This window comes from Salipaludibacillus aurantiacus (assembly GCF_900111295.1).
GTDB classification, from domain to species: domain Bacteria; phylum Bacillota; class Bacilli; order Bacillales; family Salisediminibacteriaceae; genus Salipaludibacillus; species Salipaludibacillus aurantiacus.
The window spans coordinates 22,472-47,641 of sequence record NZ_FOGT01000004.1 but is presented as its reverse complement, the minus strand read 5'-3'; the positions used below and the strand labels follow the sequence as shown (position 1 = coordinate 47,641).

The following is a 25,170-nucleotide window of genomic DNA, read 5'->3' as shown; positions in this document are numbered from 1 at the left end:
GCAGACGAAAAAACAATTTAGCGGACCACAAAAAACTACCGTCAGGGAAGAAACGAAAGTGATTCCTATTAATATAAGTTTATAAACTGTGGTAACGTGAGCTTTGCGACAATTCCATAACCTCTTCCCCGGCCGAGCGGCTTAACGATTACCGATCCCATATTAGGGATTGGCCCCAGTCCTGTTCCTTCCGGGAAACTGTGAGCTATAATTACTTTATTACATCCCCGCAAGGGCGGGGATTCCAGCACCTCATTAAGCACTTTTGATCCCGCCTGTTTTTCTTTAAAAGATGTCTCAGCAGACAAGAGAAACAGTTTTTCAAGAGACCAGTCGACTTGCACGTTTTCCTTTCCGAAAGCGAGCTCGACCGATTCTCTCGTCCTGCAAAAAGGACTCGCTACAACCGGGTATTGGACAGGTATAGCTAGATGGCGGAAGGTCATCCCGTATAAAGAGGCCTGATACCGCCCCTTCATCGACAAGTTTCTTTGAGTGGAACAGTCCATTAAGTTGTAATCCGGCTCGTCTTCTCCTATCGTTGCTTCTCCATGTCTTGCGTAAATAATTAAACCCCCAGATTGAAGAATCTCTAATAGTGAACCTTTCATAAGCAATTGAGGAAAGGAATGGACGCACACACGGTCGGAGAAATTATTATACGAAGTGCTATTTACAAAAGCAGGAATATTAGACGAATACCCAGGAAACCAATATGGATTCAAGCTGCAAGGACAGAAGAGATGAGGGTTAAGTAATTCCCCGCCATTCAGTTTAGGATAGCCCCTCAAGTGAATATGCTGCCAGACGTTAGGATTTAAGACTTCCGCCTCCTTTGTAACTACAGCAGCCATTCCAAGCCAGCCAGTAATCACTTTTATTCCTATTAATATATGTGCCTGCCTCGAATGTTTTACCCCTTTTTAAAATTCATTTTAAAAGTGCCAGTCCCCTTGCGCAGTAACGCATTACTGCATGAGGGGACTGACCCCCATTCGCCAGCAGCAGGAGCCGGGTTAAATAGATCACTTGTATATAAAAGGAATGAGAGGAGGAGATTGGGTACACCCCTTTGTATTTCTTTTTGAGGTCAGATAGGCTTTAGTTAGCAGATTTATAGGAGGTTATAACGATGAAGAAACTCATAGGATATTCTTTTGCAGCCGGGCTTCTCATCTCAGGTGGTATTATATATGCTACTTATTCACTGACTGATAACTACTTCGGTAGTTCAGAAGAAACAGCCACAGCATCAGGAAATGCATCAGAGAACGTATCAGGTAACGCATCTGAGGAAATAGATCTCGACACAAGCGCATTCGGAAATGATGAAAATGAAGAAGCTGCTAATGATGAAGATGAAAAGGGAGGTAATCCGGATGGGGTATATTTCTTGGATACCGCTATTTTTGATCTCGAACGGTCGGATCATGAGGATGCTATTAATTTTAAAGATGGACAAGAGGAACGAGCCGAAGAAAATATCGACTACATGCATAACGTCATGAATGATATTGTCGGTTATGGAAATGTCGATACCCTCGACTTCGATGATGTTCGAAATGGAGAGTATCATGATACTAAAAAGTTTATGGAAGGGATCATGGAACTGCAAGATGACCTTCTCGATGATTCCAGAGCCATTAAGGACATTGATATTTTTGAAAACTTTTATAAATTAGCTGTCAGTCACCACACCGAAGATCGGATGGCCCTCCGCTATGCTCACCGGATCATCCATGATCTCGATATCTATGTAAATGGAGATGGATCGGATGACGATCGGAGAATTTGGGGAGTAACACAAGCATTTGGGGATGATGACCGGATCGAAAGCATGTATAATTACCTTAGAGATCACGCCCAATAGCTGTCATGACAGGAGTTTAACCGCTCCTGTCATGTTTTTATATTATGGTCCAGGCTTCTACTCCTGAATCGTAAACTCTGCGGCAAGCTCCGCTGAAATATCAATCCCGTCAGCATACATATCTTTTATTAGCCTGTAAGTTCCGCTGTCCAACTCTGTCATATCGACCGTATCCATATGCTCTTCCCCAATACCCACATAAAGCCCAATATCATTAAACGCTAATTCAAGAGGCACCTTCCTCCATGTATCGCCCACTTTTTTCTCAACCGAATAATATTCGCCGATAAAAAGATACGTTGGCCCGGCATTTTCCAGAATTAACTTAACTTCCTCATCAGTTTCAGTGTAAGTCTCCTGATCCGTACTTAAAGAGGCATTCATTTCCGGCACCGGCACATACATAAAAGACAGCCGGGTGTCTTCCACTTCCCCTTCGTCATTTATGACCTCCACACTCAACAGGTAGCCGGCATTTTCGTTATCGGGCAGGTTCCCGGAATAGACTATTTCACTGCTCCCTGCCGATTCCACGTAGACTGTTTCATCCACGATCTTCTCTTGTTCTTCTATCTTTTCCATTTCAGTTAACCGCACTCTGATCTCGCGCTCCATAGTAACTCCGTCTTCCTCGTGAGCGATAAGTTCAACCGAGAAGATTTCCCCTGCTTTCATCGTTCCTGCAGGCATCCCGTACCCCAGGCTGCCTTCACCGTCCTTAAAAAACCACGTTCCGGTCGGAGCTGCATAATCTGTTTCTTTCCAAAGCTCCTCGCCATGGTCAAAATAGAGATATGTGTTCAGGAACGCTTTTTCTTCCGGAGAAAGATCCACACTTTGAGGGTTACCGACACTGTCAGGGAGATCCCCCCGACCTTCTTCCCAGTCTTCTTCCGGCTCCCATACTCCTGACTGGCCGTCCTGCCCGCAGCCACCAGCCAAGCTTGCGATCATAAAAATAAGACCCGCTGCAACCCATCCTTTATTTAACCGGATAAGCATAAGCCCATCCCTCCCCGTCCTTTTAGTCATTAGACGTTTCTTTTTAAAATAAGTTTCCTTCTGCTCAAAAAACATCCCGCAAAACGGCCAGGCATCCTCACTCTTTTTCACAAAAAAGAGCATTCCACCTAGGAAATGCTCTCTCTATGTAACACACTGTATATCATGCAGGCTCACACTGCCCATCGCTGCCGCAGATTAGCGGTAATTAATAAACTGGAGTGGAAGCGGCAGGTCAGCCTCTTTGATTGCTGCAATCACTTTCTGGAGGTCATCACGGTTTTTCCCGCTCACGCGGACCTGGTCGTCCTGAATCTGCGTTTTTACTTTAAGCCCTTTATCTTTAATAAGCTTAGTAATTTTTTTCGCGTTATCCTTATCAATGCCCTGAATAAGCTTCGCGCGCTGCCGGACTGTCCCGCCCGAGGCCGGTTCCAGCTTGCCGTAATCAAGGCTTTTTAATGAAACATCCTGTTTGATGAGCTTGCTTACAAGCACATCCTTCAACTGGTCCATTTTAAATTCATCGTCTGATACAAGCACCAGTTCTTCATCCTCAAGGGTCAGCTTGCTTTTACTCCCCTTAAAGTCATAACGGTTCTGAATTTCTTTCGTCGCCATCACAACAGCATTTTGCACCTTTGAAAAATCAACTTTGGATACGATATCAAATGAACTCTCTTTAGCCATTATTTACCTCCGAATAGTTTGTCTCCCTCATTATAGATGATTCCAGCCCTTGAATAAAGTCTCCACCGGCCTCATTGATTAGCCGCACACCCCGGGGATCTTGATCCTTATTCACCTTTAAGATCTTCCGTATAAAAAACCGGTGAATACGCATAAACAGCAGGGGTTCCTCCTGAATGAATAAACAGCACGCTGTCGCCTTTTTTAAAGAAGCCTTTTCGAGTAAGGTCAATGAGACCATCCATTGTTTTTCCAGTATAAACAGGGTCAAGAAGGAGAGCTTCAGTCCGGGCTGCCGTCTTGACCGCTTCAATCATCCCGTTTGTCGGAAGGGCATACCCCGGGCCGACATAGTCATCGAAACACGTCACAGCCCCATGCGGAATCTTCTGTTTCACCCCAATATGGTCAGCTGTTTCCTGTACGAGCTTATACACATTTTTTTCCTGCCCCGCCTTCCCGCGGCTCACGTTAATGCCTATCACTTCTGTGCGGGCGCCGAGTCCTTTGAAACCGGCAATCAGTCCGGCATGCATCCCCCCGCTTCCGCTCGTGCAGACGACATAATCAAATGAGAGGCCCTCAGCTTTTGCCTGATCATCGATTTCTTCAGCACATGCCGCGTACCCTGTTATTCCTGTTACATTGGATCCCCCAACCGGGATCACATAAGGCTTCCGGCCCTCCCGGCGCATCTCGTCCGCCGTCATTTCCATCTCTTCATACACATCGGTGCCGTTCGGGACAATATGAAGCGCTTCTGTCCCCAACAGCTGATAGAGAAGAAAATTCCCGTTTGTCTGCGTATCATACTGCGCCTTTTCATTTTCCTCTAAAATCAACACACATTTCAGGCCCTCTTTTACACAGGCAGCCAGAGTGAGCCGGCAATGATTCGACTGAATGCCTCCGGCTGTAATAATCGTATCTGCCCCTTTTGCCTGGGCATCAGCAATGAGAAATTCCAGCTTCCTCGTTTTGTTGCCCCCTTCAGTCAAACCGAGCAAATCATCTCTTTTTATAAAAATATCAGGCCCGCCCAGCATGGCTGATAAACGTTCGGCTTTTTCAATGGGTGTCTTAGACTGAGAATATTGATTACGCGGAAAATGAGACAAATTCACAGTGTCATCCCTCCAAACTCAAAAATATGATCTTTCCGGGTGCCCCTACAAAAATAAATACGAGAGAACCGCGGTTAGAAAGTTAGGCAATCCGATCATTGTAAACATCAAAGCCTTTCCCTTCCGCCTTCGGGTTCTCCGCCCTTTTCGTTCCATCTCTTCCTCCGTCCAGTTTTTCTCTCCGCCTTCTATAGCTCTCGAGGACAGAGCAGCCAGTAAAAAACTGACAGCGGCCGCAAGCCCGGACAGCGCAAAAATAACATCGGCATCTTGTATAATAAGGGCGAAAAGCAAGATTACACCCACGATTCCTAAACCAATAAAAATCGCTTTTTTCATAAAACCACCGGTCCTCTTTCCATTAATCAACTAAAACATCATTAAATCTAATCATATCTTAACTAGTCAATTTGCGTAATATCCCACGCCGTAATCATTCCTAACAATTTTTCCGTTTTCCTGCCGTGATGGGTAATTAATAACGCATCCAGCCTGGCAAATTCGTCTGCGCCCTCGTTCTTGAACAACTCTTTCGCCTCGTAAACACTCGTATGGCGGGAGATAAATTTGCAGTTATTTTTTGCTTCCTCTAATGATAATACCATTTCAATGGCAGTTTCAGGCAGTGAAATCAATTCCTCCTCAACATGCCTGGCTAAAAAATTTGTAATGCCATTCTCTGTCAGAAGCCCGGCAAATTCCCCGTCTTTATAAACAGGGAACTGTGAGAAAGCCTGATCTTTAATCACCCTTAAAACATCCGATAACGTATGGTCCGTTTCAAACGTCTTTACATCTTTGCTGAACATCGGAATCACTTCTTTAGGTTTTGAGATTTCCGCTTCGATCCTTTCAATAAGTGACACGGTGGAATCATGAGGCTCCGCAATGACATAGTCCTGCCGCGTTTCATTATGGATAATCGCATTCCGCAGGTTTCCAAGCATTTTAAGATCTTTTTCAAACCTTCTGACGACGTAATTATGTTTTGCCGTCCGGACGACCAGCTCCGAAAAAGGCAAGTAACGGTCACTGTTTTCCTGTTCTCGTAATTTAGCGTCAATCCTGTTATAGGCAGTCGTGAATCTCTGTGAATTTTTCATATATATGTTCTCCTTAAAAAGGGGCTCGGTCCCTGTTTATAAATTAATAATACTAAGAAGTGACAGCCTGTGCAGCCTGCAATATTACTTCAACACGACCAACCGCTGTCCCTGCTTCAGGGAAAAGATTCACTCAGTCACGCTGCGGGGTTACGTGGCCGTTATCCACAAAAAAATCCCCATCGCTTCTAGCGACGGGGCCAAATCTGTTAACATAGCGTCGGTGGCTGTCACTTCTTCCTTTTCTCAGAAACGACTTCGGTCACTTTTTCGTACATTCTGTCAACTCCGGCTGGGGAAGCTTCAAAGGCAAACGCATGATCCTCAGAAATACCAATACTGCCTGCTTCCTTTGCTGTATCAATGTTTGCGCCCATAAACACAAACTCCCAATTGTATGTCTCCTGCTGGTGTTTAATCAGTTCTTTAACTTTCTCATAAGTAAATTCCGTGCTGGCATTTTCCATTCCGTCTGTCGTAATAACGACGATGACTTTAGAAGGCCTTCTCTCCTCACTCGTATGCGACAACCGGTAACCCACATCCAAAATCGTCTTTCCGACTGAGTCGAGAAGCGCTGTCATCCCCCTGACACAATACTCTTTCTCAGTAAGGGTGACACTTCCTGCATCCACCCCATTCCAAAGGACTTCGTACCGGTCATCAAACAATGCAGCGGTTAAAACTGTCTCTCCTTCAAACTTACACTGTTTTTTTACGAAGGCGTTAAAGCCTCCGATCGTGTCGCTTTCAAGTCCTGCCATGGAACCGCTTCTGTCCAGCAGGAAAACAATTTCGGTTACTTGCCTTGTCATATTCCTCACCCTTTCCTGTTCTTGGTATAATAATAGATGAATAAACCTATCAGCAGGTCGCCTCGCAAGCGACATTTAGGGGAGGCAAAGGCAATGCTCGATTCTAAAATACTGAAAGAACTCGATGACTACATACAGGAGCACTTAATCGAATTAAGTTTAGTCCGTAATCAGCTCTCTGAAGAAATGGAAGATTTTATGTACGAGGAGATGAAGATGACGGATGTAGAAGACTTTATTGAATTAAATCGCCAGCCGTCCTTCAACTCCGTTTTATTTGCCTTTATTGACCAGAAAGGTGTCACTGACCCTGAACTTTACAAAAAGGCCGGTATTGACCGAAAACTTTTTTCTAAAATACGTTCTAAGACCACCTACCGCCCTGGCAAAAATACGATTCTTGCGCTCGCTTTAGCCCTTGAATTAAACCAGGACCAGACAGAGCAGCTTCTCAGCTCAGCGGGGCACTCATTATCGAATAATGCGACGGGCGATTTAGTCATTCAATTCTGTTTAAAAAAGAAAATTTATGATATAGACAATGTAAATCAGGCCCTCGTTTATTTTAACGAGAAGCCATTAACAGGCCTGCAGTAAAAAGCGCCTGGCCCCGACGCTAAGAGCACATCTTTAAGGCACAGGCGCTTCTATGAAAATATGTATGGAAAACTGAAGCTGATAATGAGATACACCAGTGTCCCCGTCAATAAAGGGTTCCACCTGGCCAATGCTTTTTGAGCTTTTGTCGATCCATGGAGACCTCTTGATTCCACATTCGCCTGCGCTTGCGATCCGACAGATAACCCCTCACCGCTAAATGAAAAAAACAGAAGGACGCAGAAAACAAGTATGGCTGCCATCCCTGCAATGTCAGACCAATGGAACCGCGTTAATCCACTTATTAATACGACGCCAATATGCAAGAGGATTCCTGTTCCTGCCGCCCAATATAAGTGCTTCATTTTTAATCCCCCTTTTAACCCTTATATGGAAAAAGATCTTATAAGTAATTGTATAAAAATATAAGGGAGAAGTATATTACTATTGGAAAAATAAGGGACAAAAAACCTGCCTCCAAATCGCAGCGTTCACGAACCGGAGGCAGGGACCTAGTAACTCTAAATAATTTAAATTAGATTGTACGTACTCTCACCATACCGTCAATCTGCTTAATTTTTTCCTCAAGACCCGGCACAACGTCGCCGTTTACTTCGCTGTCAATATCAATCATAGTGTAAGCATAGTCTCCGCGGCTTCTGTTAACCATGTCAGCAATGTTCAAGTTAAAGGTTGAAATAGCGGAAGAAATTTGTCCAACCATGTTCGGCACATTTTTATGGAACGCCGTTACACGGGGCTTGCCTGCGTAAGGCAAGGACGCGTTCGGGAAATTCACGGAGTTTTTAATATTACCTGTTTCCAGAAATTCTTTTTCCTGGCGCGCCGCCATAATTGCACAGTTCTCCTCAGACTCTTGAGTAGAAGCACCAAGATGCGGGATCGGTACCGCGTTTTTCATTTTCAGCACATTTTCCGTCGGGAAGTCCGTAATGTATTTGCCAACTTTTCCGGCTTCAAGAGCTTCTGCAATATCCGCTTCGTCTACAAGACCATCGCGTGAGAAGTTCAGGATATGAACGTCCGGTTTCATCAGGCTGAAAGTTTCTTTGTTGAACATGCCTTTCGTGTTATCAGTCAAAGGCACATGGACAGTAATATAGTCACTGTTGGCGAGAACCTGTTCAATGGTAAAGGCTCTGTGGACGTTTCGGGATAAGTTCCAGGCTGTATCTACAGAGATGAACGGATCAAATCCGATAACCTCCATATCTAAATCGAGCGCGTCATTAGCCACCATCGCCCCAATAGCTCCAAGACCGATTACACCAAGCGTTTTTCCTTTAATCTCTTTACCAACAAAATTTTTCTTCCCTGATTCGACGAGTTTAGGAACCTGGTCGCCTTCCCCTACAAGCGTTTTAGCCCAGGCGATTCCGTCAAAAAGGTTACGTGAAGAAGCAATTAAGGTGGTCAGAACAAGTTCTTTTACCGCATTGGCATTGGCCCCTGGTGTATTGAAAACGACAATGCCGTTTTCTGTACATTTATCAACCGGGATATTATTTACACCGGCTCCGGCCCGTGCAATAGCTTTCAAATTACTGCCGAATTCCAGGTTATGCATATTAAAGCTGCGGACAACGATCGCATCAGGATCCTCGCTTGTATTATCAATTGTATACTGATCCGTGTTAAAAACATTCAGTCCTTGATCCGCAATATTGTTTAATGTTTTGATTGTACGTGTTTTATCCAAAGTAAGTACGCCCATCTCTAAACTCCCTCTTTCTCATCCAAAATAGTAGTTTGTCTCCGCTCGAACGTCAGCACCTGCCTGCATACAACCTATCTAAACATCGCCTTTCCGCTTCAACGATCCCCCCTCAAATAAGCATAAAGAGGTAAGGGATCTGAAATCCCTTACCTCTGCCCAGGCGAACGGCAATTCGACACCATGTGCTCCCTCACGGTACTCCGTGTTCGCCAGTCACACACAGTCACTTAATTTCTCTCATACTAACAGACTCCCGCTTAACCTGCAACCCCTAAAAATAAAATTTTTAGAATCTTTCGTCAGACGTTATTCTATAAAAATATCATCCATCAAGGAGAAAAACAGTAGGAGGCTGGGACAAAACTAAAACATGTGTGTAAAAGCGGAAAATCGAACAAATCAGTAGAAGATTTGTTCGATTTTCTTTAGGCTTACTATTCTTTTGTGCCAGTCTCTTCGTATCCAATTTGCGAATACCCAAATAATGGGGGGACAGTCCCCCCATTTAGTCCCCCCATTTATTGGTAATCATCCAGCCCAACTGAACTTAAGCTGCAATATAGCTTTTACAGGTGGATCGTGACATCCGCGTCTTCACGAAGATTTTCCACAATTTCCTGGGCTGCTTGTCCTTCTTTTTCAGCTCTTACTTGTTCTTCAAGCTCTGGTTTAACTTCTTCAAATGATGGGACATCACCTTCTTGCCCCATCTGGGCATGCTGTGCTTCCAGCTGCTCATATGTCTCTTCCAGCTCTTCATCTGTCACTTCAATGTCGCCTGCTTCACTCGCAACAAGCTGGTCCACTTTTACTTGCGTTTCAACCTGAGACATCACTTCTTCTTCATCCGTGCCTTGTTCTTCCAAGGCAGCCAGGAATTCCTCTTCAGACGCCAGGCCGCTTTGCATCGCTATTTCTTCCAGCGTCTCATCAATTTCTTCTTCTGTCGCTTCGTATCCCTCATTTTCAGCTTCCTGAACGAGAAGCTCCGTATTAACCATATTGTCAGCGACCTGTTCTTTTAACATCTCCTGATCGACTTCTTCACCAGTCATCTGAGTTTGCATTGCCGCTTGCTGGAACTGTCCTTCGTATGCAGGCTCAAATTCTTCCCTCGGAATTTCTTCACCGTTTACTTCTGCCACCACATCAGGTACGCCTTCCAAGTCAGGCTCAGGCATTTCCGACTGTTCGGCCGTTTCTCCACCTTCACCTTCCAAAGCGGCTTCATTGTTAGCAGCCGGCTGCCCCTCCTGGGTCTCTGATTCTGTATTGTTATTCCCTTCTTCTGCATCACCGCAAGCCGTCATAACCATTGCAGCCGCAGCAAGAGATACGGCACTTAACCACTTTTTATTCATAGCCATTCCCCTCTCTTCAATCAATTTGGTGGTTATTCTACCATATCAATATGCCCTGTAAACATGTAATCAGATTGACGAGCCATAAAGAGGGAAGCAAGCCTGAAAGCCTAAAAAAATATGTATTAGACTGATTATTAAACAGTCCAAAAGTTTAGCTCTGTGACACCTTTCAACAAGCCTGAACTTAATCGATTTCACACGCGAAAGCCTCAAATAAACCTTATTATGTAAAAGTTTGTAATATCATCTTCAACGATGGAGAGGAATTAACTTACAAATAATAACTATATAGTGAAATAGCTATACCTTAATAATAGGGATCCTATTTGATAGCGCAGTGCTGATACTCTTTTAATAGAAAATCATTGCTCATATTTTAATTTCTTCACTTGGTACATGACAAACCCAATAATTAGCCCACCTGTCGCCAAACCTAATAAGTTCGGTAAATAAGAAACTGCCTCAATTGGCTGCCCTAAAAAATAGTCAAATATGATTAAGAGAGCAGTCACTGCCAAAGGAAAGACAATAAACCAAAATAACATAGTTTTAATTAACACCGTCTGAAACCTCCTATGTAATTTGTTAGCCCTGCTTGTTGCTTGCCGTGAAGGAAAGCCCCCATACCAGCGGGATACGTCCTGCTGGCCGCGCTTTATCTAACTTAGGTAATCCTCAACTTTTTCCACATCTGCAGAGCCGCTTTCCGTCAGAAACTGGCTGAGTAAATGAACATGGGCCCCACCTATGAGAACCAAAATCCGGTCTTCTGTATTTTCGGCCAGTTTCATTATGTTATTAAATATGATGAGATTTCTCTGGTACCACCAACTGACCCAGTCGACCCCGATATGATTCGTTCCGTCACTGATCTGGGCAATGTGCAGATACAGTTCATGTTCCACGTGTAATCTTTCTTTTTGATTGATATGTTTCAATCTCTCAACAATCGATAACCCTTTTAATTCAGGTGTAATCTGAGGAATGTAAAAACCGGTTATTAAATCATACATGTCTGTTTGGTTCGCTTTTGCCCATTCCAGCACGTCTCCAATGCTTCTATTCCCTATATCGCCCATCCAGTCTACCGCATAGATTTTCTCGTGGGCCATCTCCTCACATATCCGGAATCCTAATTGATAAATTTCACTTGCCGGGAGGATCACATGCTGGGCAAGATAGTCTTCATATGTTTTATTAAGGGCATCTTCTTCTGCTTTGACTGCTTCAACAGCCACTTTGGTTGGTTTAAATTCAGCTATTTTTTCCGCAGCTAATAAGACTTCTTTTTGTCTATGCTGTGAGAAGATATCGCCTGTGTCAGTCTGGATCATATCTGGTGATTCTTCAAAATGAAAGGTTCCAACGATTAGCACTTTAGGTCTCTGGTTATTCATTATTCCCCCTGTTAGTAACTGTGTTTATTAAAGATTCACACCTCTGCTCACTGAAATAACTTTTTAGGATAACTTTCGTAACTTTAAATGGTCAGCCCCTTCTATTTATGCCTAACTGTCCATTAATTTTCCGGCAATTAAACCTAATAAGACATTGGTTATTAATAAATTTAAATTGCCCGGAATTAAAATGGTAAGGATGCCTGCTATTATTCCATACGATAGAGCATTAGCATTAAACTTCATGCCAGATTCCCCTTTCCTTCCCAAGGATCATTCAGACGCTTGCCGCCTGCCATTTTGGTTATTTATATTTCCGCGCGTAAAAAAACTCAGTAATAGGCTGTATGATTAATGCAAGACCAACGACCATTAATAATGGGATATTCTCAATGTTATTAGCATTCACCCCTTCAGAAATGATTAAGATTAATCCTGCAGAAATCATTAATATGAGATAAGCAATTTTCCCGCTTTGGTTTTCTATAAGGTGGGCCTTGCTGTCATTCCTGTTCCCGCTTTCAGGATCACGTAAATTAAGTACATGAAAGAACACGGATAAGTGGACAAATATCAATAGAATTGATGCCGTATAAAAAGTATGTAAGTGAACCCAGGTGTATAGCGATAGACCGCTGACAACAACCAGTAATATAAACGAAATTGGAACTAAAAATTTTTTAGTTTCACTCATCTTTCTTCCCCCCTTTCTCTTAATAGCATGTTTTCATAGTGAACCTCCTAAGAAAATTTCTTTTTCCCGCTCTAATCCCTTCAGCTGATTTTCACTAGATCCTCTCAGTAAAATTTTAACATAAATATCCAAATCCCTTCGGTAAAATCCACAAAATCGAGTAGGGATAGCCATTACTGACTACCCCTCTCCCTCAACATATTTCTTGATTCCACGCATCACTCTTTCACTGCCTTTGGCACTGAAGTCATCTGCGAATCGCACGATTAGGTGCCCTCGTTCCAGTTATCGGCGGTGGACGGGGTACCCTTCTGTTCTGTACATTCACAGAATTTAACTAAAATAATATAAAGGACTCCGAGTCATCGAAGTCCATCAGAATTCGTTATTTTGTACTTGTAAACCCGCCATCAATACGGATAACCTCGCCGTTAATGTATTCGGCACCTGATGTAAGAAGAAATGTTACAAGCTCAGCAACCTCTTCAGGTGTTCCGAGTCGTTTTTGGGGAATGCCCTGTTCTGCCATTTCCTTCATTTGAGGGTTGTCTGTAAAATATTTCTCTACCATAGGTGTTTCTGTGCCACCAGGCGCCACTGCGTTAACTCTTAAACCGTCTTTTGCGTACTCAGCAACCATACTTTTCGTCATACCAACGATACCATGCTTTGTGGCGGAATATGTCACGACAGTACTTTGACCTATAACCCCTGCGCTTGAAGACATGTTCACGATGGAGCCGCCACCGTTTTTCACCATGACTTCAGCCACAAACCGCATGCCATAAAGCGCCCCCAGCATATTAATTTCAACTATTTTATTTATTTCTTCAATATCTGACTCCAGGAAATACTTCCCGCTTCCTGATATACCGGCGTTGTTGAAGAAGTAATCAATCGTGCCATATTTTTCAACCGCTTTATCCACATAATGTTTCACCTCTTCAGCTTTAGACACATCGGCTTTTATGAAAATGGCATCGGAACCCGATTCTTTTACTAAATCAACAGTTCCATGACCACCATCTTCATTTACATCAACAACCACAATGTTAATACCTTTCTCAGCCAACTTCTGAGCAGCGGACCTTCCTAAACCACTTCCTCCACCTGTAATCACAGCTACTTCACTCATGAAAACCCCTCCTTTAATTTTAAGGTCTATACATATAATTCCTTTTATGAGCAGTGGTTAAAACACTGTTATTCCAATGCCTGAACTTTATTTTTTCGGCCATATCCCAGGAACCTCTGGTGAGCCTGTCCTTCTAGGGTGATTTCGTAAAGGTGGCCTTCTACTTGTTCTAGAACAAAATCTTCATCTGATTCATTCCATTCATTAAAGTCTCCTACAAGGAAAATATCTTCGTCCGGTGTTTCTTCCGGCATTTCTACGCTGAACGTTACAGAATAATTTTCATCTGGGATTTCGCCTTCGACTTCTTGAACAGGTAACATAACCTGATCCGACATTAAAATTACAGAATCGTAAGGTGCAAGTTCAATGCCATCTCCATCATTATGTGGGCTGCTACACGCACAAAAACATGGAGGTCCATTTGAAACCCCCATGCGTAGCGTATGATGACCAGCTTTGTACCCTTAATTCAGAGCCATTCCTAATGGCTATCTGATACTGTGGAGTTTCTTTTCCTCCACAATCGATTCTCCAATCAGAGTAATGTCCTTGCCGGAAGAGACGACTTCATAGTAATCAGGAATTGTGACGTTTTCTCCAATAATGGCATTCTCAATTCTAGCGCCCTCCCCGATGACAGCGTTCGGGAGTACGACTGAATTTTCCACCACTGCACCTTTCCCTACTTTCACTCCGGTAAACAAAACCGAATGGTCCACGGCGCCGTATACTTCCGCGCCTTCGCTGAGCAGGCTTTGGCGAACAGCCGCCGATTCGTCAACGTATTGCGGTGGATAGCCCTGCTCCACGGTCATAATTTCTACTTCTTTGTTAGCGAGAAAAATGTTGCTTTCTTTTTTCAGCAAATCCATGTTCGCTTCCCAGTAACTTTCCAGCGTCCCGACGTCTTTCCAGTAACCGTTAAAGCGGTAAGCATACAGCGCGCACCGGTCGTGAAGCATTCCCGGAAGGATGTCTTTTCCGAAGTCATTCGAAGAAAATTCATTCTTTTCCTCTTCAATCAGCACGCGTTTTAACACACTCCACTTAAAAATATACACGCCCATGGACGCTAAATTCGACCTTGGAAAATCCGGCTTCTCGTTAAACTCTTCAATTTTGTTGCCGTCCCCGGTATTAATAATTCCGAAACGCCCAGCTTCGGTCCACGGAACTTCCTTCACAGACACAGTCGCATCAGCGTTTGTTTCGATATGATGCTCCAGCATCCTGTTATAATCCATTTTGTATATATGATCGCCTGAAATGATGAGGACATGTTCAGGATCATACTGGTCTATATAGTGTAAATTCTGATAGACAGCGTCAGCTGTTCCTTCATACCAGTGTGACGTATCTTTGCACTGATAAGGAGGAAGAATTGACAGGCCGCCATGTTTCCGGTCCAGCCCCCATGCTTCTCCCCTGCCGATATAATTATGCAGCGTATGAGGCGAATACTGGGTAAGCAGGCCGACAGTATCAATTCCGGAACTTTGACAGTTGCTTAAAGTGAAATCAATAATACGGTATTTCCCGCCGAACGGAACTGCAGGCTTTGCATTGTGCATCGTTAACTCTTTCAATCGTGTACCTTTCCCGCCAGCTAAAAGCATGGCAACACAACTTCTTTTTTTCATTGCACCCTCCAATGTATGTAGTATAGTTTTTAAAATGGTATTCTTTCTGCCACTTAAATAACACTCGCAGCCACAGATTTTAAAATTTTACATACACTTCCTGATATTGTCTTTCATACCGGCTTTATAATATCACAGGAAAGCACCCTCTTAAATTAAAACTTTCTGACTTTTCCTGACGGGGTGTGACACCATTTTACGTACTGAATAACGATTATTCCCGATTAGCTAAAAATCTCTAAAAACTGCCGGACACACGTCGAAAAGTTTTTTCACAGCACATACCGACTCAGCACGGGCTGAGGGCAGTATTTAAACAGTCATTCCACCAGTTTCAGCCCGCCGGTTCACAAAAAAGGCGTTCCATCTACGGGAAATTAGGGAAAAAGAAGTAAATAACACCCTATAGCACGGAGGTATGTCATGGTTAAAACGTATGCGAGACGATTGGATAAAATGGGCAGAATTGTTATTCCGAAAGAGATCCGTGAGGAACTTGAGCTGAATGACCATAAGGTTGCCGTGGACATTTTGACAGATAATAAAGCCATTCAGCTGTCGAAACCAGAGAAGCAAACGGAGGAGACTGAATCGCTGGATGATTTTGGACGGTTAGTCATTTCAGATGATATAAGAGAAGACTTTGACTGGAGTGACAGTCATGATATTGAATTTAAACTGGGAAACGATTTCGTTCTTCTAAGTCACTCTCTTCAAGTGTGTGAGCTTTGCGGCAATACGGAATCACTCCTTGAAATCCAGGATAAATGTTTATGTGAAAAATGCCTGGATGAGGGCACGCGAAAAAGAAATGAGCATTGGGGCGCTCCGCTTGATACACTCGTTCATGACTTTACAGACGCGTGCAAACAGGCTGCAGATGACCAAAAGCTTTCTCATCTACAGCAGGCCAAAGCAGCCGCTGAACAGCTTCAGACACTTTTTCAAATGCAGGAGATCCCTTCTGACCATCAGGTTCTGGTTAGACTTAAGGAAGTGGACAACCGGCTTGGAAAACTGATTAAACAAGAACTTTTTGCAGAAGACTTTGAAGCCCGCCACCTGCTCGCAGAAAAAGCTGAAGACAATAAACTGGCCAATTTGTTTGCGCAGATGCATCAGCTTGCAGATAAGAAACGGAACAAACAAAGGAAAAAAGTAAAAAAAAGACTTCCACAGTTAATTAACGATGAGTTTCTGGAGGAATGGAAGAAGTTCAAAGAAAAGGACTTGTCCATTGACGCCCTGTCTTCCCAACTTCACAGCCTTATTGAAGAAGAGGAACAGCGTGCAAGAGCAGCTGAAGTGGTCATTGATAAAGCTGCAGAAGAGAAAGGTGAGAACTCCGTTGAGACATTGGAGGCATCTGAACACCTCTTAACTCATAAAAAACGCCTGCAGGCTGTATACAGCTATTTAGGAGATGTCAAAGACGACAGCCGCTATAAGGAAAAAGCAGAAAACCTTCAGAGTGAGATCACCGAACTTTGCAAAGTAACAGCTGTGAAAGACCGTGTAAAAGAATTTGATAAAAGATGCAAAAAACTGGATGGCAAAAAGAAACACATGAAAGAAGTCAAACAGGCACTCATGGAAGAGATTCAGGACTAACCTCTTAACCGAGATCATACGAAAACGCCCGCTCCTTGTTCAAGGAACGGGCGTTTTATCATTTGTGGAAGTTAAGTTCCGCAGTAAGTGCGGTAAGGCTTATTCGACGGTTCCGGTGGTGAAGTGTAAGGCTCCTGGTCCGCGGTATGCGCGTATGGGTCAGACAGAGCGTTCAGCAGATTTTCCATGACGGTGTAGTCTTCTTTCTCCACGGCCGCTTCAAGGGCTTCTTCCACCCGGTGGTTTCGCGGGATAACTGCCGGGTTATGCTTCTTCATCAGGTCATGTGACTCGGCGGCTGATTCTTCCTGGCGGCTGAGCCTTTCTTTCCAGCGCTCTTGCCATGATGCAAAGTCTTTGGCACAGAACAAGGCGCCTTCACCGGTTTTATCAAATGTTAACGCACGGAACGTATTTGTAAAATCGGCTTCATGCTTTTGCATCATACCGAGAAGCTCGTCAATCAGGGTCTCGTCTTCTTTTTCTTCGTTAAACAGCCCGAGTTTCGCTCTCATCCCGGAGAACCAGTGAGATTTATACAGGTCAGTGAACCCGGAGATGACCTCCTGGGCCTGTTCAACCGCTTTTTCCTGGTCTTCATCAATGAGCGGCACAAGTGTTTCTGCGAAGCGTGCCAGATTCCAGCCTCCGATCAGCGGCTGATTGCCGTAAGCATAGCGGCCCTGAGCGTCAATCGAACTGAACACCGTTTCAGGGTCATACGTGTTCATAAAGGCACACGGCCCGTAATCGATCGTCTCTCCGCTGATAGCCATGTTGTCGGTATTCATCACGCCGTGGATAAACCCGACAAGCTGCCAGCTCGAAATCAGTTTGGCTTGCCGCTCGGCTGCTTTTTTAAGAAGAGACAGATAGCGGTTCTCATCCTGTTCAACCTCCGGGTAATGCCGTTTAATTGTATAGTCGGCAAGAGCCTCGAGGTCTTCGATGCTTCCCCATTGCCGGGCATACTGGAACGTGCCCACACGCAGATGGCTGTCAGCCACCCGGGTCAAAATCGCGCCAGACTGAACTGTTTCCCGGTATACCGGCTCACCGGTTGTGACGACACCGAGACTCCGGTTCGTTAAAATGCCGAGCGCATGCATCGCTTCACTCATAATATGCTCGCGCAGCATTGGACCGAGCCCCGCCCGGCCGTCTCCGCCTCGGGAGAAAGGTGTTCTTCCCGAGCCTTTCAGCTGAATATCCATTCTGTCGCCTGAAGGCGTGATCTGCTCCCCAAGCAGGAGAGCCCGGCCGTCTCCGAGCATTGTAAAGTGGCCGAATTGGTGTCCCGCATAAGCCTGGGCAATCGGTGTACTCCCTTCAGGAAGCCGGTTGCCGGCAAGGACCGCCACGCCTTCTTCGCTGCGCATCTCCTCTACGCTTAATCCAAGGGATTCAGCTAACGTATCATTAAACACCACCAGCTCCGGTGAACGAACAGGATCCGGATGGCGTTCAGAATAAAAATTTTCCGGCAGATCAGCGTAACTGTTCTCGAGCTTCCACCCTGCCTTCGTCATATCCGTTTTCTTTACCATACTATCCCCTTTTCTCCTTTTGACTTTAACGCCTCGTTTTTTTCGAAAAAACGAAGGCAATCTATGAGATGTCACTATCGTTTCGTTGACTCAGAAGCCTGAATTTATCATCTGCTTCTGTCCAGTTATTATACCCGTTCTGCCTGATGTTCACGCCCATTATCCGAGAACTTACAGGCGGAGACAGGCAAGGACCGCTCCGGGAACGCCGGCATCAAAGGGGTGCAGCCTGCTAATTTTTACTGATTTTGTAATAGTCCATTCTCGAGGTCACTTCAAAGCCGCACGAGCGGTAAAGTTCCAGGGCATGCGTGTTATTCGCCTCCACCTGGAGCACGACGTCCTGCACGTGCTGTTCCTGCAGCTTTTCAACAGCTTTCATCAGAATGCTTCTGCCATAACCGTTTCTCCGGTAATCGGGAAGCACCCCGAGCCCATAGACTCCACCCGTTTTACCTGTGACTTCAAGATGCACTTTTCCGATGACTGCGTGATCGACCTCAGCCATATAACTGGCCACTCCGCGTTTAGCTTCTTCTTCAGGAAGGGTCAATTCCTTCTTTTCTATGCCAAAAAAGATATGATTCTGCCTGGCAATCTCTTCAGCATCGTCATTCGTTGCTTTCCTCAGCTCCAGTCCGGTTTTGGCCGTTTCAATAGTTGGTTCGCCTTTTAAAAACATGTCGTACTCCGAATGTGCATAAGACGCCCCCATTGATTGAATAAAAGCCAGACCTGCCGGAGAGTAATGGTCGCTCAGCAACAGCATCTCCCGGTTGTCTCTTCTCGCCCATTCATCTTTAGCTAAAGTGAACAGCTTCGTAAAAATCCCCTTCCTTCGGTAGTCCGGATGAACCATCCCGTTCACTTCCAGCGCCTCTCCGCCAAAATGGCTTATACCGAGGTAACCGATCAGTTTATCTTCCGTATAGCACATGAATTCATTCAGCTCGTTTAAATCTTCACTCTCATCAGCAGCTTTACTCAATTTATAATCCAATTCGAGCTTGAGGCTGACACCGTCTTTTTCAACGCATTGCTTTTTGAGGAAGTTAATCTGATCGTAATCGTGTTTGTTAAGCTGCCCTTTTAGTTTAATGCTCGGGTTGATTAAGTGAGTCATCTGTCAGTTCTCCTTTTTTCAGCTTGGCTTTTGGCTGTGGTGCCGCGCGGGATTTCCGGGGACTTTGGTCGCTGAGGCTTCAATCAGAGTTTGAGCCGGGGCTGCCCTGGCTGTTCTCCCCGTCCAGCTCTTCGACGACCTTTTTGCCAAAGTGGCCAAGCTTTCCTTTCGAATAGGCCCTGACCACTTCCGGCATAAGCGAACGGAGAGCCTGTTCTCTGTAGACCTCGGAATAGCCTTCGTCGCTCATTTTCGTTTCCAGTTCCCTCGCTGCCTTAACAGCATGATAAGTGGCCAGTTTATTTACTTTTTCAGCTAGGGATTCGTCAGTTGTTTCCACTCTTCCTAAGGCTGTGAATCTGTTCAGAAGACTTTCATCTTTTTCATTTTCCGCTTCCGATATAAAAAGTCCATCGCCGTAGATTTTCAAACTTTCGGAGTGGCCAACAAACTTCATAGCGGCCCATTTAAGATCGGGAAATTCTTTTTTCAGTTCTTCTGTCGGCATTTTGGTCGCCATGTTTATGAGCACCGGCTTTTCGAGTGGCACACCGGACGACTTCAGATCGGTGATAAAGGGAATGATTTGGTCAGGCGGAAGAGCTAGAATGAGGTAATCAAGTCCGGCCAAATCTTCTTGTGCGAGCTTCCTGGCAGAAGGAAACTGGTTAACGGCGGAGCCGGCTTTCTCAGAGTCTGGATGATAAATGCCAGTTTCCAGCTGAAGCCGTTCCCATTGAGTAAGGATCGCTGTCCCCAGTTTGCCAATTCCGGCAATTCCCCACGTTGTTTTGTCGCTCATTAAAGATCCTCCTTTTTTGCAGGTTTGGAGGAAGTGACGCTTTTATCCTGGGAGCGAACCGTGAAGAAGCCTCCAAAGGGGGGATATATTGTGCGGGATCTTGTGCGGCTCGTTCTTCGGCAGGACTGCAGCGTGAATTTCCTCTTTTTTGTATCGTGTTCACTGCCATTATTATGCCTCATGGAAGGGCTTCTTGTCACTGAGGCTGCTGGAGGTGAGTTTGGGCTCGTATTCTGCCATATCGGCGCGGAACTTCATTTTATAAAAAATAGTATTCGATGATATAAAAGTGGGACTCTACCGTATAAAGAGTCGACTCTACGTTATAAATGCAAAACTCTACCGTATAAAGAGCTGACTCTACGTTATAAATGCGGAACTCTACCGTATAAAAAGCAGACTCTACCGTATAACAAATTTCGACAAAATCCTCCGCAGTTAAAAACCTAAATCACACGAAAAAGGCGTCCCCCTTTCTAAGGGGGAACGCCTGAAAATCTTATTTATTTATGCTGCCTGTTCAGCTGGTTTCTCAAATTTCTTTTTGAAGACGACAGTGCGGATATAAGGGATCACATAACGGTCGCCGCCGTATTTACCTGCATTGTAGCCAGCTGCAAGGATGAAAATGGTCAAAAGGACTAACAAAGGGTTAGAAGAGATAGTACCAGCGAACATAAACGCAAAGTTCATCACAATACCGAAGAACGCTGCTGCCGTTGTAAGAATTCCAAGGATTAAACCGAGACCGACCAGTAATTCGCCCCAGGCGACCATAAAGCTGAACACACCGGCATTCGGCAACGCAAAGTTCTCAATAAATGCGTGATATGTCGGATACTGCTCGATGACTGCTTCATTATTTACTACACCGGTTAAATAGCCGCTTGCATCAAACGGTTCCCCCGTGACTTTGCCCCATCCTGCTGTGAGCCATTGCCACCCAATGTACACCCGTAACACCGTCAAAACTCCCGCTGCAATTTTGTTATTTCTTAAGAAATCCATAAACATTTTTTATTCCTCCTCAGGAACCGTTTTTTTAAGAAGTCAAGTCGGCAATCACCGGTTTTAAAGAATAAATAAGTCCGCTTAGTCCTTTGGGATTTGAGGTGTGACGTTCCGTTCTCCCGCGTCCCAGTCTGAGTTAGCGATTACTAACTTTCTTTCTTGATTTCATTATATAATGGTTTTTCCTATTACGAACGTGCCAACTGTGAATAATTAGTTGCAGCTTCGTGTCCAAAGTGTGACATAAATCACACGTCATAAATTAGGGTCTCCTCCAACATAAAAAAGCCCTTAACTTTGTATTTAAAGTTAAAGGACTATTGAATAACCGGGCATCCATATCCCGTTTTGCCGGTGGCCGCCTCCAGGAGAGAGCGCTTGCCTTTAATATCCCGGTGTATAAAACAAGTGTGACGCACACTTGCAGTCAGATGACCCGAATCCTTTCACTGGAATGCGGCCGTTCTTCTCTTCCATCAGTCTGTGAAAAAGCCCGCACTCCCCTTCCTCACCCGAATAGGTTTGAACATCTGTAATATGGAGGTGAGGCCGTAAGTAATCATAATGCCACCTGAATTTCTTTTCTATTTGTACATGCCTGTTAATCCGTGAAGCGATCCGGCGTTTAGCGCTGCCTACATAGACATATAAGCCTTTTTGAAAAGAAAAAGTTCCCAGTTTTCCAATGGTAATATTTCTGGCCGATTCAGGCATTCTTGCCGTGATGGCGTATAATGTATCACCTTCGTTGATCTGAAACATGTGACATTCCACTTCCAGTCACCCTCTCATTATAAAAATACCGTGATTAGAAATACGTATGTACAAGCAGAATAACAAATTAGGATAACAGCCTGGAAAAGAAAATTTGTTGCACAGTTGCTGTTAAACCAGGATATGATGTATTACGACTAGCTTTTTTGAAAAATTAATAGTATCTTTCGGCGTGAAAGCCTGGGGCGAGTTTATCACCCGCTCACTTGCCCTCAAGCTCGGCGAGTGACTCGTATTCCTTTTTTATGCGAACGACCACACGTCAACTTTAAACCTATGATACGAGGTGCATCACTATGAAAAACAACAAATTATTAAAGGATTTGGCGAGAAAATACTCATCTAAAAAGCCTGCCCTTGCCTGCCGTCCGCTGCGAGGACTTAAGGTTAAAACAGGCGAGCCGTTTATAATCCCTTTTAATGATCCGAGAGACAGCAAAAGCCTGGCTCACAAAAAAAACCGCAAGTAACTATGTACTAGCGGTTTGCTTGTTTAATTCGTTTATCCAGCTTATTAAAAAATGTAGCCGAGGCCGCTTCATTACTGTTTTTATGCAGCTTTGCGTATTTGTTCAAAACGGCTTTCTGGTCCCTCGTATAAGGCCTTTTATCCTTCTCCTCAATAGGTAACCCCATCAAAACCGCCTCCTTTAATTCATATTTTATCACAGGACTTTAATTTTTTGTATCATCAAAAGAGCCACTATTTCCACTGTCATCTGTTCCCTCATCCGACTCCCCCGGCAATAGCGTGACCATATTAATCATCTCATACAGGATAATTGAGTATTCGATGAGACTCGCAATCGATTCTTTATCGTAGTTGTCAAAAGGATAGTCGTAGTTGCTTCTTGCGATCAGCACCACACGCTCCACGTCAGGCGAAAATTCCACGACTCCTACCATTAAATTGGTCCCGTTTAAAACCCGGTTCACAAATGTATTACTCATGTACGGAGATTTTTTGACTTCCTCTAAAAGCTTCTTTTCCTGGGGAGCCGTGACCTCTTCTTCTTGGCACACTTCTATTTCCAGAAAAACACCGCTGTTATACTCGTTTACAAATCTTTTGTATTTTAAAGCGAGCTGTTCAACGACTTCATGGAGCTCCGTCGTGTTATTGCTGATCATTTCCCTGATCGTATTGGAATTATTATTTAACATCGTCGAAATAAATGTAAATTGATTGGCCACCATGATTTCTTTCGCATATTTGTTTTCAAATTCAAATTCCATTTCATAAAACCTTAACCTTTTAAACGGGGCCATGGAGATAACGGTTGTAAAAAACAAACCGAAAAACAATACTGCGGTCATTGTCACTAACGCAATGAACAATGGCGTAGCAAGATGCTGCATAATCGTTTCCGGATTGGTAAACATCGGATCATTGTAGTAATTTATAAAAACATTCCCGCCGATCCCAGCGGACAAAACAATAAAAAAAGTCATCGAAAGAAAGTAAATTTCTCTCCTTCTGCTTTGAGCCCGGTCCACTAACCGCGAGGTGACTTGGAATAAACGAAACATCTTCACGCTCCTCTGCAATCGTTTAACCGCATGGTTTATAATTCCAGTATATCAAATGTTTATTTTTTACAGGAGATTTTCATGCAGGTTATCAGGAAGTTGAGTACTTTTTTTGGAGCCGTTATCAGTCAAATGCCTGGAATGCATGACGCATATTTATTTATTTTTTTGCCCTGCGCATTGCAAAGAAGCTACTGATTACAGCTGCACTCATATTCTTTAAATTTATATTCTTTATACAATCTCAATTCTTTAAAGTCACTTGTATGTGATTCATAAACCTTTATTAAGGGAGCAACATCCCTTTTTGCCAACTCCCTTATTTGTTTATCTAAATCACTGGACGTATCTAAACAATATTCGTTCATATCTTGATATAAATCATTGTGTTCACACACGTCATACGTCACTGCAAGATAATGTTTAGTCATCCCGGCACCTCATTCTTCATCAAAATTTTATAGCATTGATATATTTCTCCACAGCTGTCAACTACCGTAATTCAGCGTTTAAACCTTATTACCAGCCAGCTCGTCCATAAATTCCGCTAAGGACACAAGGGTGTTCCCTTCTCTGCCTGTGGTCGTTTTTGCGGTGAGCATGGAGTTAAGAATCGCCTCTTCCGCCGCGTCAGCGACAGCTGTAAATGCCTGGTCAATATCATCCTCGTGGATCGTTTCACGTTTTTGCAGCGTACCGTTTGAGTGGTGGCTTACCGGGTTAGCTGTTGAGAAGCCCAGAAAGATGTCGCCGCTCCCGTTTCCCATATACGATCCTGTCCGGCCGAGCGCCACACCGGCCCGTTTAATAATCCGTTTAAGCTGCCGCGACTCGACAGGCAGATCAGTGGCCACAACGATAATGACCGATCCTTTATCACCTTCATCCATATGATCATCAAGCTTCGCCTTTATTTTTTCCCCGGCAAGACCAATCCCAGGCATCCGGAAATGCTCCAGCTGGCCGAAATTAGAGAGGACTAAGACGCCGAGCGTATACGCGCCATGAGGGTACGACAGGATTCTCGAACTCGAACCTATTCCGCCTTTTAGCCCGAAACATTTCATCCCTGTTCCGGCACCGACTGCTCCTTCATCAAATTCACCCGATGCACCGGAAAGCGCCTCATAAACATGATGTTTCTTGACAGCCTGGCTTCTAATATCATTTAAAAACATATCATTACATTCAGCCACAAGCGGATTGACTGTGCCTGTCGTTGTCCCTATTTCTTCGTTACGTTCGAGCATGTAGGTGATTAGGCTGTTGGTCACTTCTCCGATGCTTAAAGTATTCGTTAACAGGATCGGTGTCTCGATCGTTCCCAGTTCATCCACCTGAAGCGTGCCGGCCGCCTTGCCGAATCCGTTCAAGACATAGGTGGCGCCGACCACTTTATCGGTAAAAAGATTGCCGCCATGCGGGTGAATCGCGGTCACCCCTGTTTTTATATCGCCATCGTCAATCGTCGAGTGACCCACAGTGACCCCTTTTACATCCGTAATTTTATTGCGCGGTCCTGTTTCCAGGCTGCCAATCGTCATGCCGTAATCTCTTAATCTCTTTTGCAAAATGGTAAGCCTCCCCGTCCTGTCATTTT

Annotated in this window: 29 protein-coding genes and 1 riboswitch; of the genes, 4 read left to right on the top strand and 25 right to left on the bottom strand. The window is 44.4% G+C overall.

Annotation, left to right across the window (positions count from 1 at the left end):
* Positions 1-68: 68 nt before the first annotated feature.
* On the bottom strand, positions 69-875 hold the full coding sequence (locus BMW59_RS05795) for a histidine phosphatase family protein (RefSeq protein WP_245732967.1): 807 nt from the start codon (positions 873-875) through the stop codon (positions 69-71).
* A gap of 257 nt (positions 876-1,132) precedes the next feature.
* On the opposite strand from BMW59_RS05795, the gene BMW59_RS05790 reads away from it, so the two are divergent.
* Positions 1,133-1,870: a hypothetical protein gene (locus BMW59_RS05790; protein ID WP_093048666.1), complete on the top strand. Its 738-nt coding sequence runs from the start codon at positions 1,133-1,135 to the stop codon at positions 1,868-1,870.
* A 57-nt stretch (positions 1,871-1,927) separates the two neighbouring features.
* On the opposite strand, the gene BMW59_RS05785 is transcribed toward BMW59_RS05790, so the two are convergent.
* The 6 genes from BMW59_RS05785 to BMW59_RS05760 form a co-directional block, all read right to left on the bottom strand.
* The gene (locus tag BMW59_RS05785; protein ID WP_177174205.1) at positions 1,928-2,902 is read right to left on the bottom strand and encodes an immunoglobulin-like domain-containing protein; all 975 of its coding nucleotides are present in this window, start codon (positions 2,900-2,902) and stop codon (positions 1,928-1,930) included.
* A 168-nt stretch (positions 2,903-3,070) separates the two neighbouring features.
* Entirely contained in the window at positions 3,071-3,562 is a 492-nt protein-coding gene (locus BMW59_RS05780; RefSeq protein ID WP_093048661.1) for a YajQ family cyclic di-GMP-binding protein, read from the bottom strand.
* 107 nt (positions 3,563-3,669) lie between these two features.
* Positions 3,670-4,686 (bottom strand): D-cysteate sulfo-lyase, encoded by a 1,017-nt coding sequence (gene cuyA / locus BMW59_RS05775; protein ID WP_093048657.1) that lies wholly within the window; start codon positions 4,684-4,686, stop codon positions 3,670-3,672.
* 45 nt (positions 4,687-4,731) lie between these two features.
* Complete coding sequence (locus BMW59_RS05770) at positions 4,732-5,025, bottom strand: DUF5316 family protein (RefSeq protein ID WP_093048654.1); 294 nt, start codon at positions 5,023-5,025, stop codon at positions 4,732-4,734.
* 62 nt (positions 5,026-5,087) lie between these two features.
* Complete coding sequence (locus tag BMW59_RS05765) at positions 5,088-5,789, bottom strand: CBS domain-containing protein (protein WP_093048651.1); 702 nt, start codon at positions 5,787-5,789, stop codon at positions 5,088-5,090.
* Between the two features lie 230 nt (positions 5,790-6,019).
* The gene (locus BMW59_RS05760) at positions 6,020-6,604 is read right to left on the bottom strand and encodes a vWA domain-containing protein (protein WP_093048648.1); all 585 of its coding nucleotides are present in this window, start codon (positions 6,602-6,604) and stop codon (positions 6,020-6,022) included.
* A gap of 93 nt (positions 6,605-6,697) precedes the next feature.
* On the opposite strand from BMW59_RS05760, the gene BMW59_RS05755 reads away from it, so the two are divergent.
* Positions 6,698-7,201 (top strand): hypothetical protein, encoded by a 504-nt coding sequence (locus tag BMW59_RS05755; protein WP_093048645.1) that lies wholly within the window; start codon positions 6,698-6,700, stop codon positions 7,199-7,201.
* 50 nt (positions 7,202-7,251) lie between these two features.
* Here the strand turns inward: BMW59_RS05755 and BMW59_RS05750 are convergent, their stop codons facing one another.
* From BMW59_RS05750 to BMW59_RS05710, 9 genes are all read right to left on the bottom strand, one after another.
* Positions 7,252-7,566, bottom strand: coding sequence for a hypothetical protein (locus BMW59_RS05750; protein WP_093048642.1), 315 nt, complete (start codon positions 7,564-7,566; stop codon positions 7,252-7,254).
* 170 nt (positions 7,567-7,736) lie between these two features.
* On the bottom strand, positions 7,737-8,936 hold the full coding sequence (locus BMW59_RS05745; RefSeq protein ID WP_093048639.1) for a phosphoglycerate dehydrogenase: 1,200 nt from the start codon (positions 8,934-8,936) through the stop codon (positions 7,737-7,739).
* Between the two features lie 150 nt (positions 8,937-9,086).
* A riboswitch (ZMP/ZTP riboswitch) is annotated at positions 9,087-9,166 on the bottom strand.
* Between the two features lie 339 nt (positions 9,167-9,505).
* The gene (locus tag BMW59_RS05740; protein WP_093048636.1) at positions 9,506-10,300 is read right to left on the bottom strand and encodes a SurA N-terminal domain-containing protein; all 795 of its coding nucleotides are present in this window, start codon (positions 10,298-10,300) and stop codon (positions 9,506-9,508) included.
* A gap of 365 nt (positions 10,301-10,665) precedes the next feature.
* Positions 10,666-10,863 (bottom strand): hypothetical protein, encoded by a 198-nt coding sequence (locus BMW59_RS05735; protein ID WP_093048633.1) that lies wholly within the window; start codon positions 10,861-10,863, stop codon positions 10,666-10,668.
* A gap of 99 nt (positions 10,864-10,962) precedes the next feature.
* The gene (locus tag BMW59_RS05730; RefSeq protein WP_093048630.1) at positions 10,963-11,700 is read right to left on the bottom strand and encodes a DUF5694 domain-containing protein; all 738 of its coding nucleotides are present in this window, start codon (positions 11,698-11,700) and stop codon (positions 10,963-10,965) included.
* A 304-nt stretch (positions 11,701-12,004) separates the two neighbouring features.
* A complete protein-coding gene (locus tag BMW59_RS05725; protein ID WP_093048627.1) occupies positions 12,005-12,394 on the bottom strand; it encodes a DUF2178 domain-containing protein in 390 nt (129 codons plus the stop codon).
* Positions 12,395-12,779: 385 nt separating this feature from the next.
* Complete coding sequence (locus tag BMW59_RS05720) at positions 12,780-13,529, bottom strand: SDR family NAD(P)-dependent oxidoreductase (protein ID WP_093048624.1); 750 nt, start codon at positions 13,527-13,529, stop codon at positions 12,780-12,782.
* 68 nt (positions 13,530-13,597) lie between these two features.
* A complete protein-coding gene (locus BMW59_RS05715) occupies positions 13,598-13,852 on the bottom strand; it encodes an early set domain-containing protein (RefSeq protein WP_143051198.1) in 255 nt (84 codons plus the stop codon).
* A gap of 168 nt (positions 13,853-14,020) precedes the next feature.
* On the bottom strand, positions 14,021-15,172 hold the full coding sequence (locus BMW59_RS05710) for a glucose-1-phosphate adenylyltransferase (protein ID WP_093048618.1): 1,152 nt from the start codon (positions 15,170-15,172) through the stop codon (positions 14,021-14,023).
* A 423-nt stretch (positions 15,173-15,595) separates the two neighbouring features.
* On the opposite strand from BMW59_RS05710, the gene BMW59_RS05705 reads away from it, so the two are divergent.
* Positions 15,596-16,783 (top strand): AbrB/MazE/SpoVT family DNA-binding domain-containing protein, encoded by a 1,188-nt coding sequence (locus BMW59_RS05705; RefSeq protein WP_093048615.1) that lies wholly within the window; start codon positions 15,596-15,598, stop codon positions 16,781-16,783.
* A 71-nt stretch (positions 16,784-16,854) separates the two neighbouring features.
* On the opposite strand, the gene BMW59_RS05700 is transcribed toward BMW59_RS05705, so the two are convergent.
* The 5 genes from BMW59_RS05700 to BMW59_RS05675 form a co-directional block, all read right to left on the bottom strand.
* The gene (locus tag BMW59_RS05700) at positions 16,855-18,330 is read right to left on the bottom strand and encodes a protein adenylyltransferase SelO (RefSeq protein WP_093048612.1); all 1,476 of its coding nucleotides are present in this window, start codon (positions 18,328-18,330) and stop codon (positions 16,855-16,857) included.
* A gap of 232 nt (positions 18,331-18,562) precedes the next feature.
* Positions 18,563-19,453: a GNAT family N-acetyltransferase gene (locus BMW59_RS05695; protein ID WP_093048609.1), complete on the bottom strand. Its 891-nt coding sequence runs from the start codon at positions 19,451-19,453 to the stop codon at positions 18,563-18,565.
* A gap of 79 nt (positions 19,454-19,532) precedes the next feature.
* Entirely contained in the window at positions 19,533-20,255 is a 723-nt protein-coding gene (locus BMW59_RS05690; RefSeq protein ID WP_093048606.1) for a hypothetical protein, read from the bottom strand.
* Positions 20,256-20,762: 507 nt separating this feature from the next.
* Positions 20,763-21,269, bottom strand: a complete 507-nt coding sequence (locus BMW59_RS05680) for a DoxX family membrane protein (protein WP_093048600.1) — start codon at positions 21,267-21,269, stop codon at positions 20,763-20,765.
* A gap of 381 nt (positions 21,270-21,650) precedes the next feature.
* Complete coding sequence (locus tag BMW59_RS05675; protein ID WP_093048597.1) at positions 21,651-22,028, bottom strand: GIY-YIG nuclease family protein; 378 nt, start codon at positions 22,026-22,028, stop codon at positions 21,651-21,653.
* A gap of 308 nt (positions 22,029-22,336) precedes the next feature.
* Between BMW59_RS05675 and BMW59_RS21550 the strand changes: the two genes are divergently transcribed.
* Positions 22,337-22,510: a hypothetical protein gene (locus tag BMW59_RS21550; RefSeq protein ID WP_177174204.1), complete on the top strand. Its 174-nt coding sequence runs from the start codon at positions 22,337-22,339 to the stop codon at positions 22,508-22,510.
* A gap of 7 nt (positions 22,511-22,517) precedes the next feature.
* On the opposite strand, the gene BMW59_RS21545 is transcribed toward BMW59_RS21550, so the two are convergent.
* The 4 genes from BMW59_RS21545 to BMW59_RS05660 all read right to left on the bottom strand — a co-directional run bounded on the left by BMW59_RS21545 (position 22,518) and on the right by BMW59_RS05660 (position 25,141).
* Positions 22,518-22,676, bottom strand: a complete 159-nt coding sequence (locus BMW59_RS21545) for a hypothetical protein (RefSeq protein ID WP_177174203.1) — start codon at positions 22,674-22,676, stop codon at positions 22,518-22,520.
* Positions 22,677-22,715: 39 nt separating this feature from the next.
* Positions 22,716-23,570 (bottom strand): hypothetical protein, encoded by an 855-nt coding sequence (locus BMW59_RS05670; protein WP_093048595.1) that lies wholly within the window; start codon positions 23,568-23,570, stop codon positions 22,716-22,718.
* 191 nt (positions 23,571-23,761) lie between these two features.
* Positions 23,762-24,001, bottom strand: coding sequence for a hypothetical protein (locus BMW59_RS05665; protein WP_093048593.1), 240 nt, complete (start codon positions 23,999-24,001; stop codon positions 23,762-23,764).
* A gap of 78 nt (positions 24,002-24,079) precedes the next feature.
* Positions 24,080-25,141 carry a DmpA family aminopeptidase gene (locus tag BMW59_RS05660; RefSeq protein ID WP_245732966.1) on the bottom strand — a complete coding sequence of 354 codons (1,062 nt, stop codon included), beginning with the start codon at positions 25,139-25,141 and terminating at the stop codon, positions 24,080-24,082.
* Positions 25,142-25,170 lie beyond the last annotated feature (29 nt).

Bases quoted from the DNA above. Each gene is read 5' to 3' on its own strand.
- BMW59_RS05790 (WP_093048666.1), top strand. From the start codon at position 1,133: ATGAAGAAACTCATAGGATATTCTTTTGCAGCCGGGCTTCTCATCTCA.
- BMW59_RS05785 (WP_177174205.1), bottom strand. From the start codon at position 2,902: ATGACTAAAAGGACGGGGAGGGATGGGCTTATGCTTATCCGGTTAAAT.
- BMW59_RS05780 (WP_093048661.1), bottom strand. From the start codon at position 3,562: ATGGCTAAAGAGAGTTCATTTGATATCGTATCCAAAGTTGATTTTTCA.
- BMW59_RS05770 (WP_093048654.1), bottom strand. From the start codon at position 5,025: ATGAAAAAAGCGATTTTTATTGGTTTAGGAATCGTGGGTGTAATCTTG.
- BMW59_RS05765 (WP_093048651.1), bottom strand. From the start codon at position 5,789: ATGAAAAATTCACAGAGATTCACGACTGCCTATAACAGGATTGACGCT.
- BMW59_RS05760 (WP_093048648.1), bottom strand. From the start codon at position 6,604: ATGACAAGGCAAGTAACCGAAATTGTTTTCCTGCTGGACAGAAGCGGT.
- BMW59_RS05755 (WP_093048645.1), top strand. From the start codon at position 6,698: ATGCTCGATTCTAAAATACTGAAAGAACTCGATGACTACATACAGGAG.
- BMW59_RS05750 (WP_093048642.1), bottom strand. From the start codon at position 7,566: ATGAAGCACTTATATTGGGCGGCAGGAACAGGAATCCTCTTGCATATT.
- BMW59_RS05745 (WP_093048639.1), bottom strand. From the start codon at position 8,936: ATGGGCGTACTTACTTTGGATAAAACACGTACAATCAAAACATTAAAC.
- BMW59_RS05740 (WP_093048636.1), bottom strand. From the start codon at position 10,300: ATGAATAAAAAGTGGTTAAGTGCCGTATCTCTTGCTGCGGCTGCAATG.
- BMW59_RS05730 (WP_093048630.1), bottom strand. From the start codon at position 11,700: ATGAATAACCAGAGACCTAAAGTGCTAATCGTTGGAACCTTTCATTTT.
- BMW59_RS05725 (WP_093048627.1), bottom strand. From the start codon at position 12,394: ATGAGTGAAACTAAAAAATTTTTAGTTCCAATTTCGTTTATATTACTG.
- BMW59_RS05720 (WP_093048624.1), bottom strand. From the start codon at position 13,529: ATGAGTGAAGTAGCTGTGATTACAGGTGGAGGAAGTGGTTTAGGAAGG.
- BMW59_RS05715 (WP_143051198.1), bottom strand. From the start codon at position 13,852: ATGTTACCTGTTCAAGAAGTCGAAGGCGAAATCCCAGATGAAAATTAT.
- BMW59_RS05710 (WP_093048618.1), bottom strand. From the start codon at position 15,172: ATGAAAAAAAGAAGTTGTGTTGCCATGCTTTTAGCTGGCGGGAAAGGT.
- BMW59_RS05705 (WP_093048615.1), top strand. From the start codon at position 15,596: ATGGTTAAAACGTATGCGAGACGATTGGATAAAATGGGCAGAATTGTT.
- BMW59_RS05700 (WP_093048612.1), bottom strand. From the start codon at position 18,330: ATGGTAAAGAAAACGGATATGACGAAGGCAGGGTGGAAGCTCGAGAAC.
- BMW59_RS05695 (WP_093048609.1), bottom strand. From the start codon at position 19,453: ATGACTCACTTAATCAACCCGAGCATTAAACTAAAAGGGCAGCTTAAC.
- BMW59_RS05690 (WP_093048606.1), bottom strand. From the start codon at position 20,255: ATGAGCGACAAAACAACGTGGGGAATTGCCGGAATTGGCAAACTGGGG.
- BMW59_RS05680 (WP_093048600.1), bottom strand. From the start codon at position 21,269: ATGTTTATGGATTTCTTAAGAAATAACAAAATTGCAGCGGGAGTTTTG.
- BMW59_RS05675 (WP_093048597.1), bottom strand. From the start codon at position 22,028: ATGTTTCAGATCAACGAAGGTGATACATTATACGCCATCACGGCAAGA.
- BMW59_RS21550 (WP_177174204.1), top strand. From the start codon at position 22,337: ATGAAAAACAACAAATTATTAAAGGATTTGGCGAGAAAATACTCATCT.
- BMW59_RS21545 (WP_177174203.1), bottom strand. From the start codon at position 22,676: ATGGGGTTACCTATTGAGGAGAAGGATAAAAGGCCTTATACGAGGGAC.
- BMW59_RS05670 (WP_093048595.1), bottom strand. From the start codon at position 23,570: ATGTTTCGTTTATTCCAAGTCACCTCGCGGTTAGTGGACCGGGCTCAA.
- BMW59_RS05665 (WP_093048593.1), bottom strand. From the start codon at position 24,001: ATGACTAAACATTATCTTGCAGTGACGTATGACGTGTGTGAACACAAT.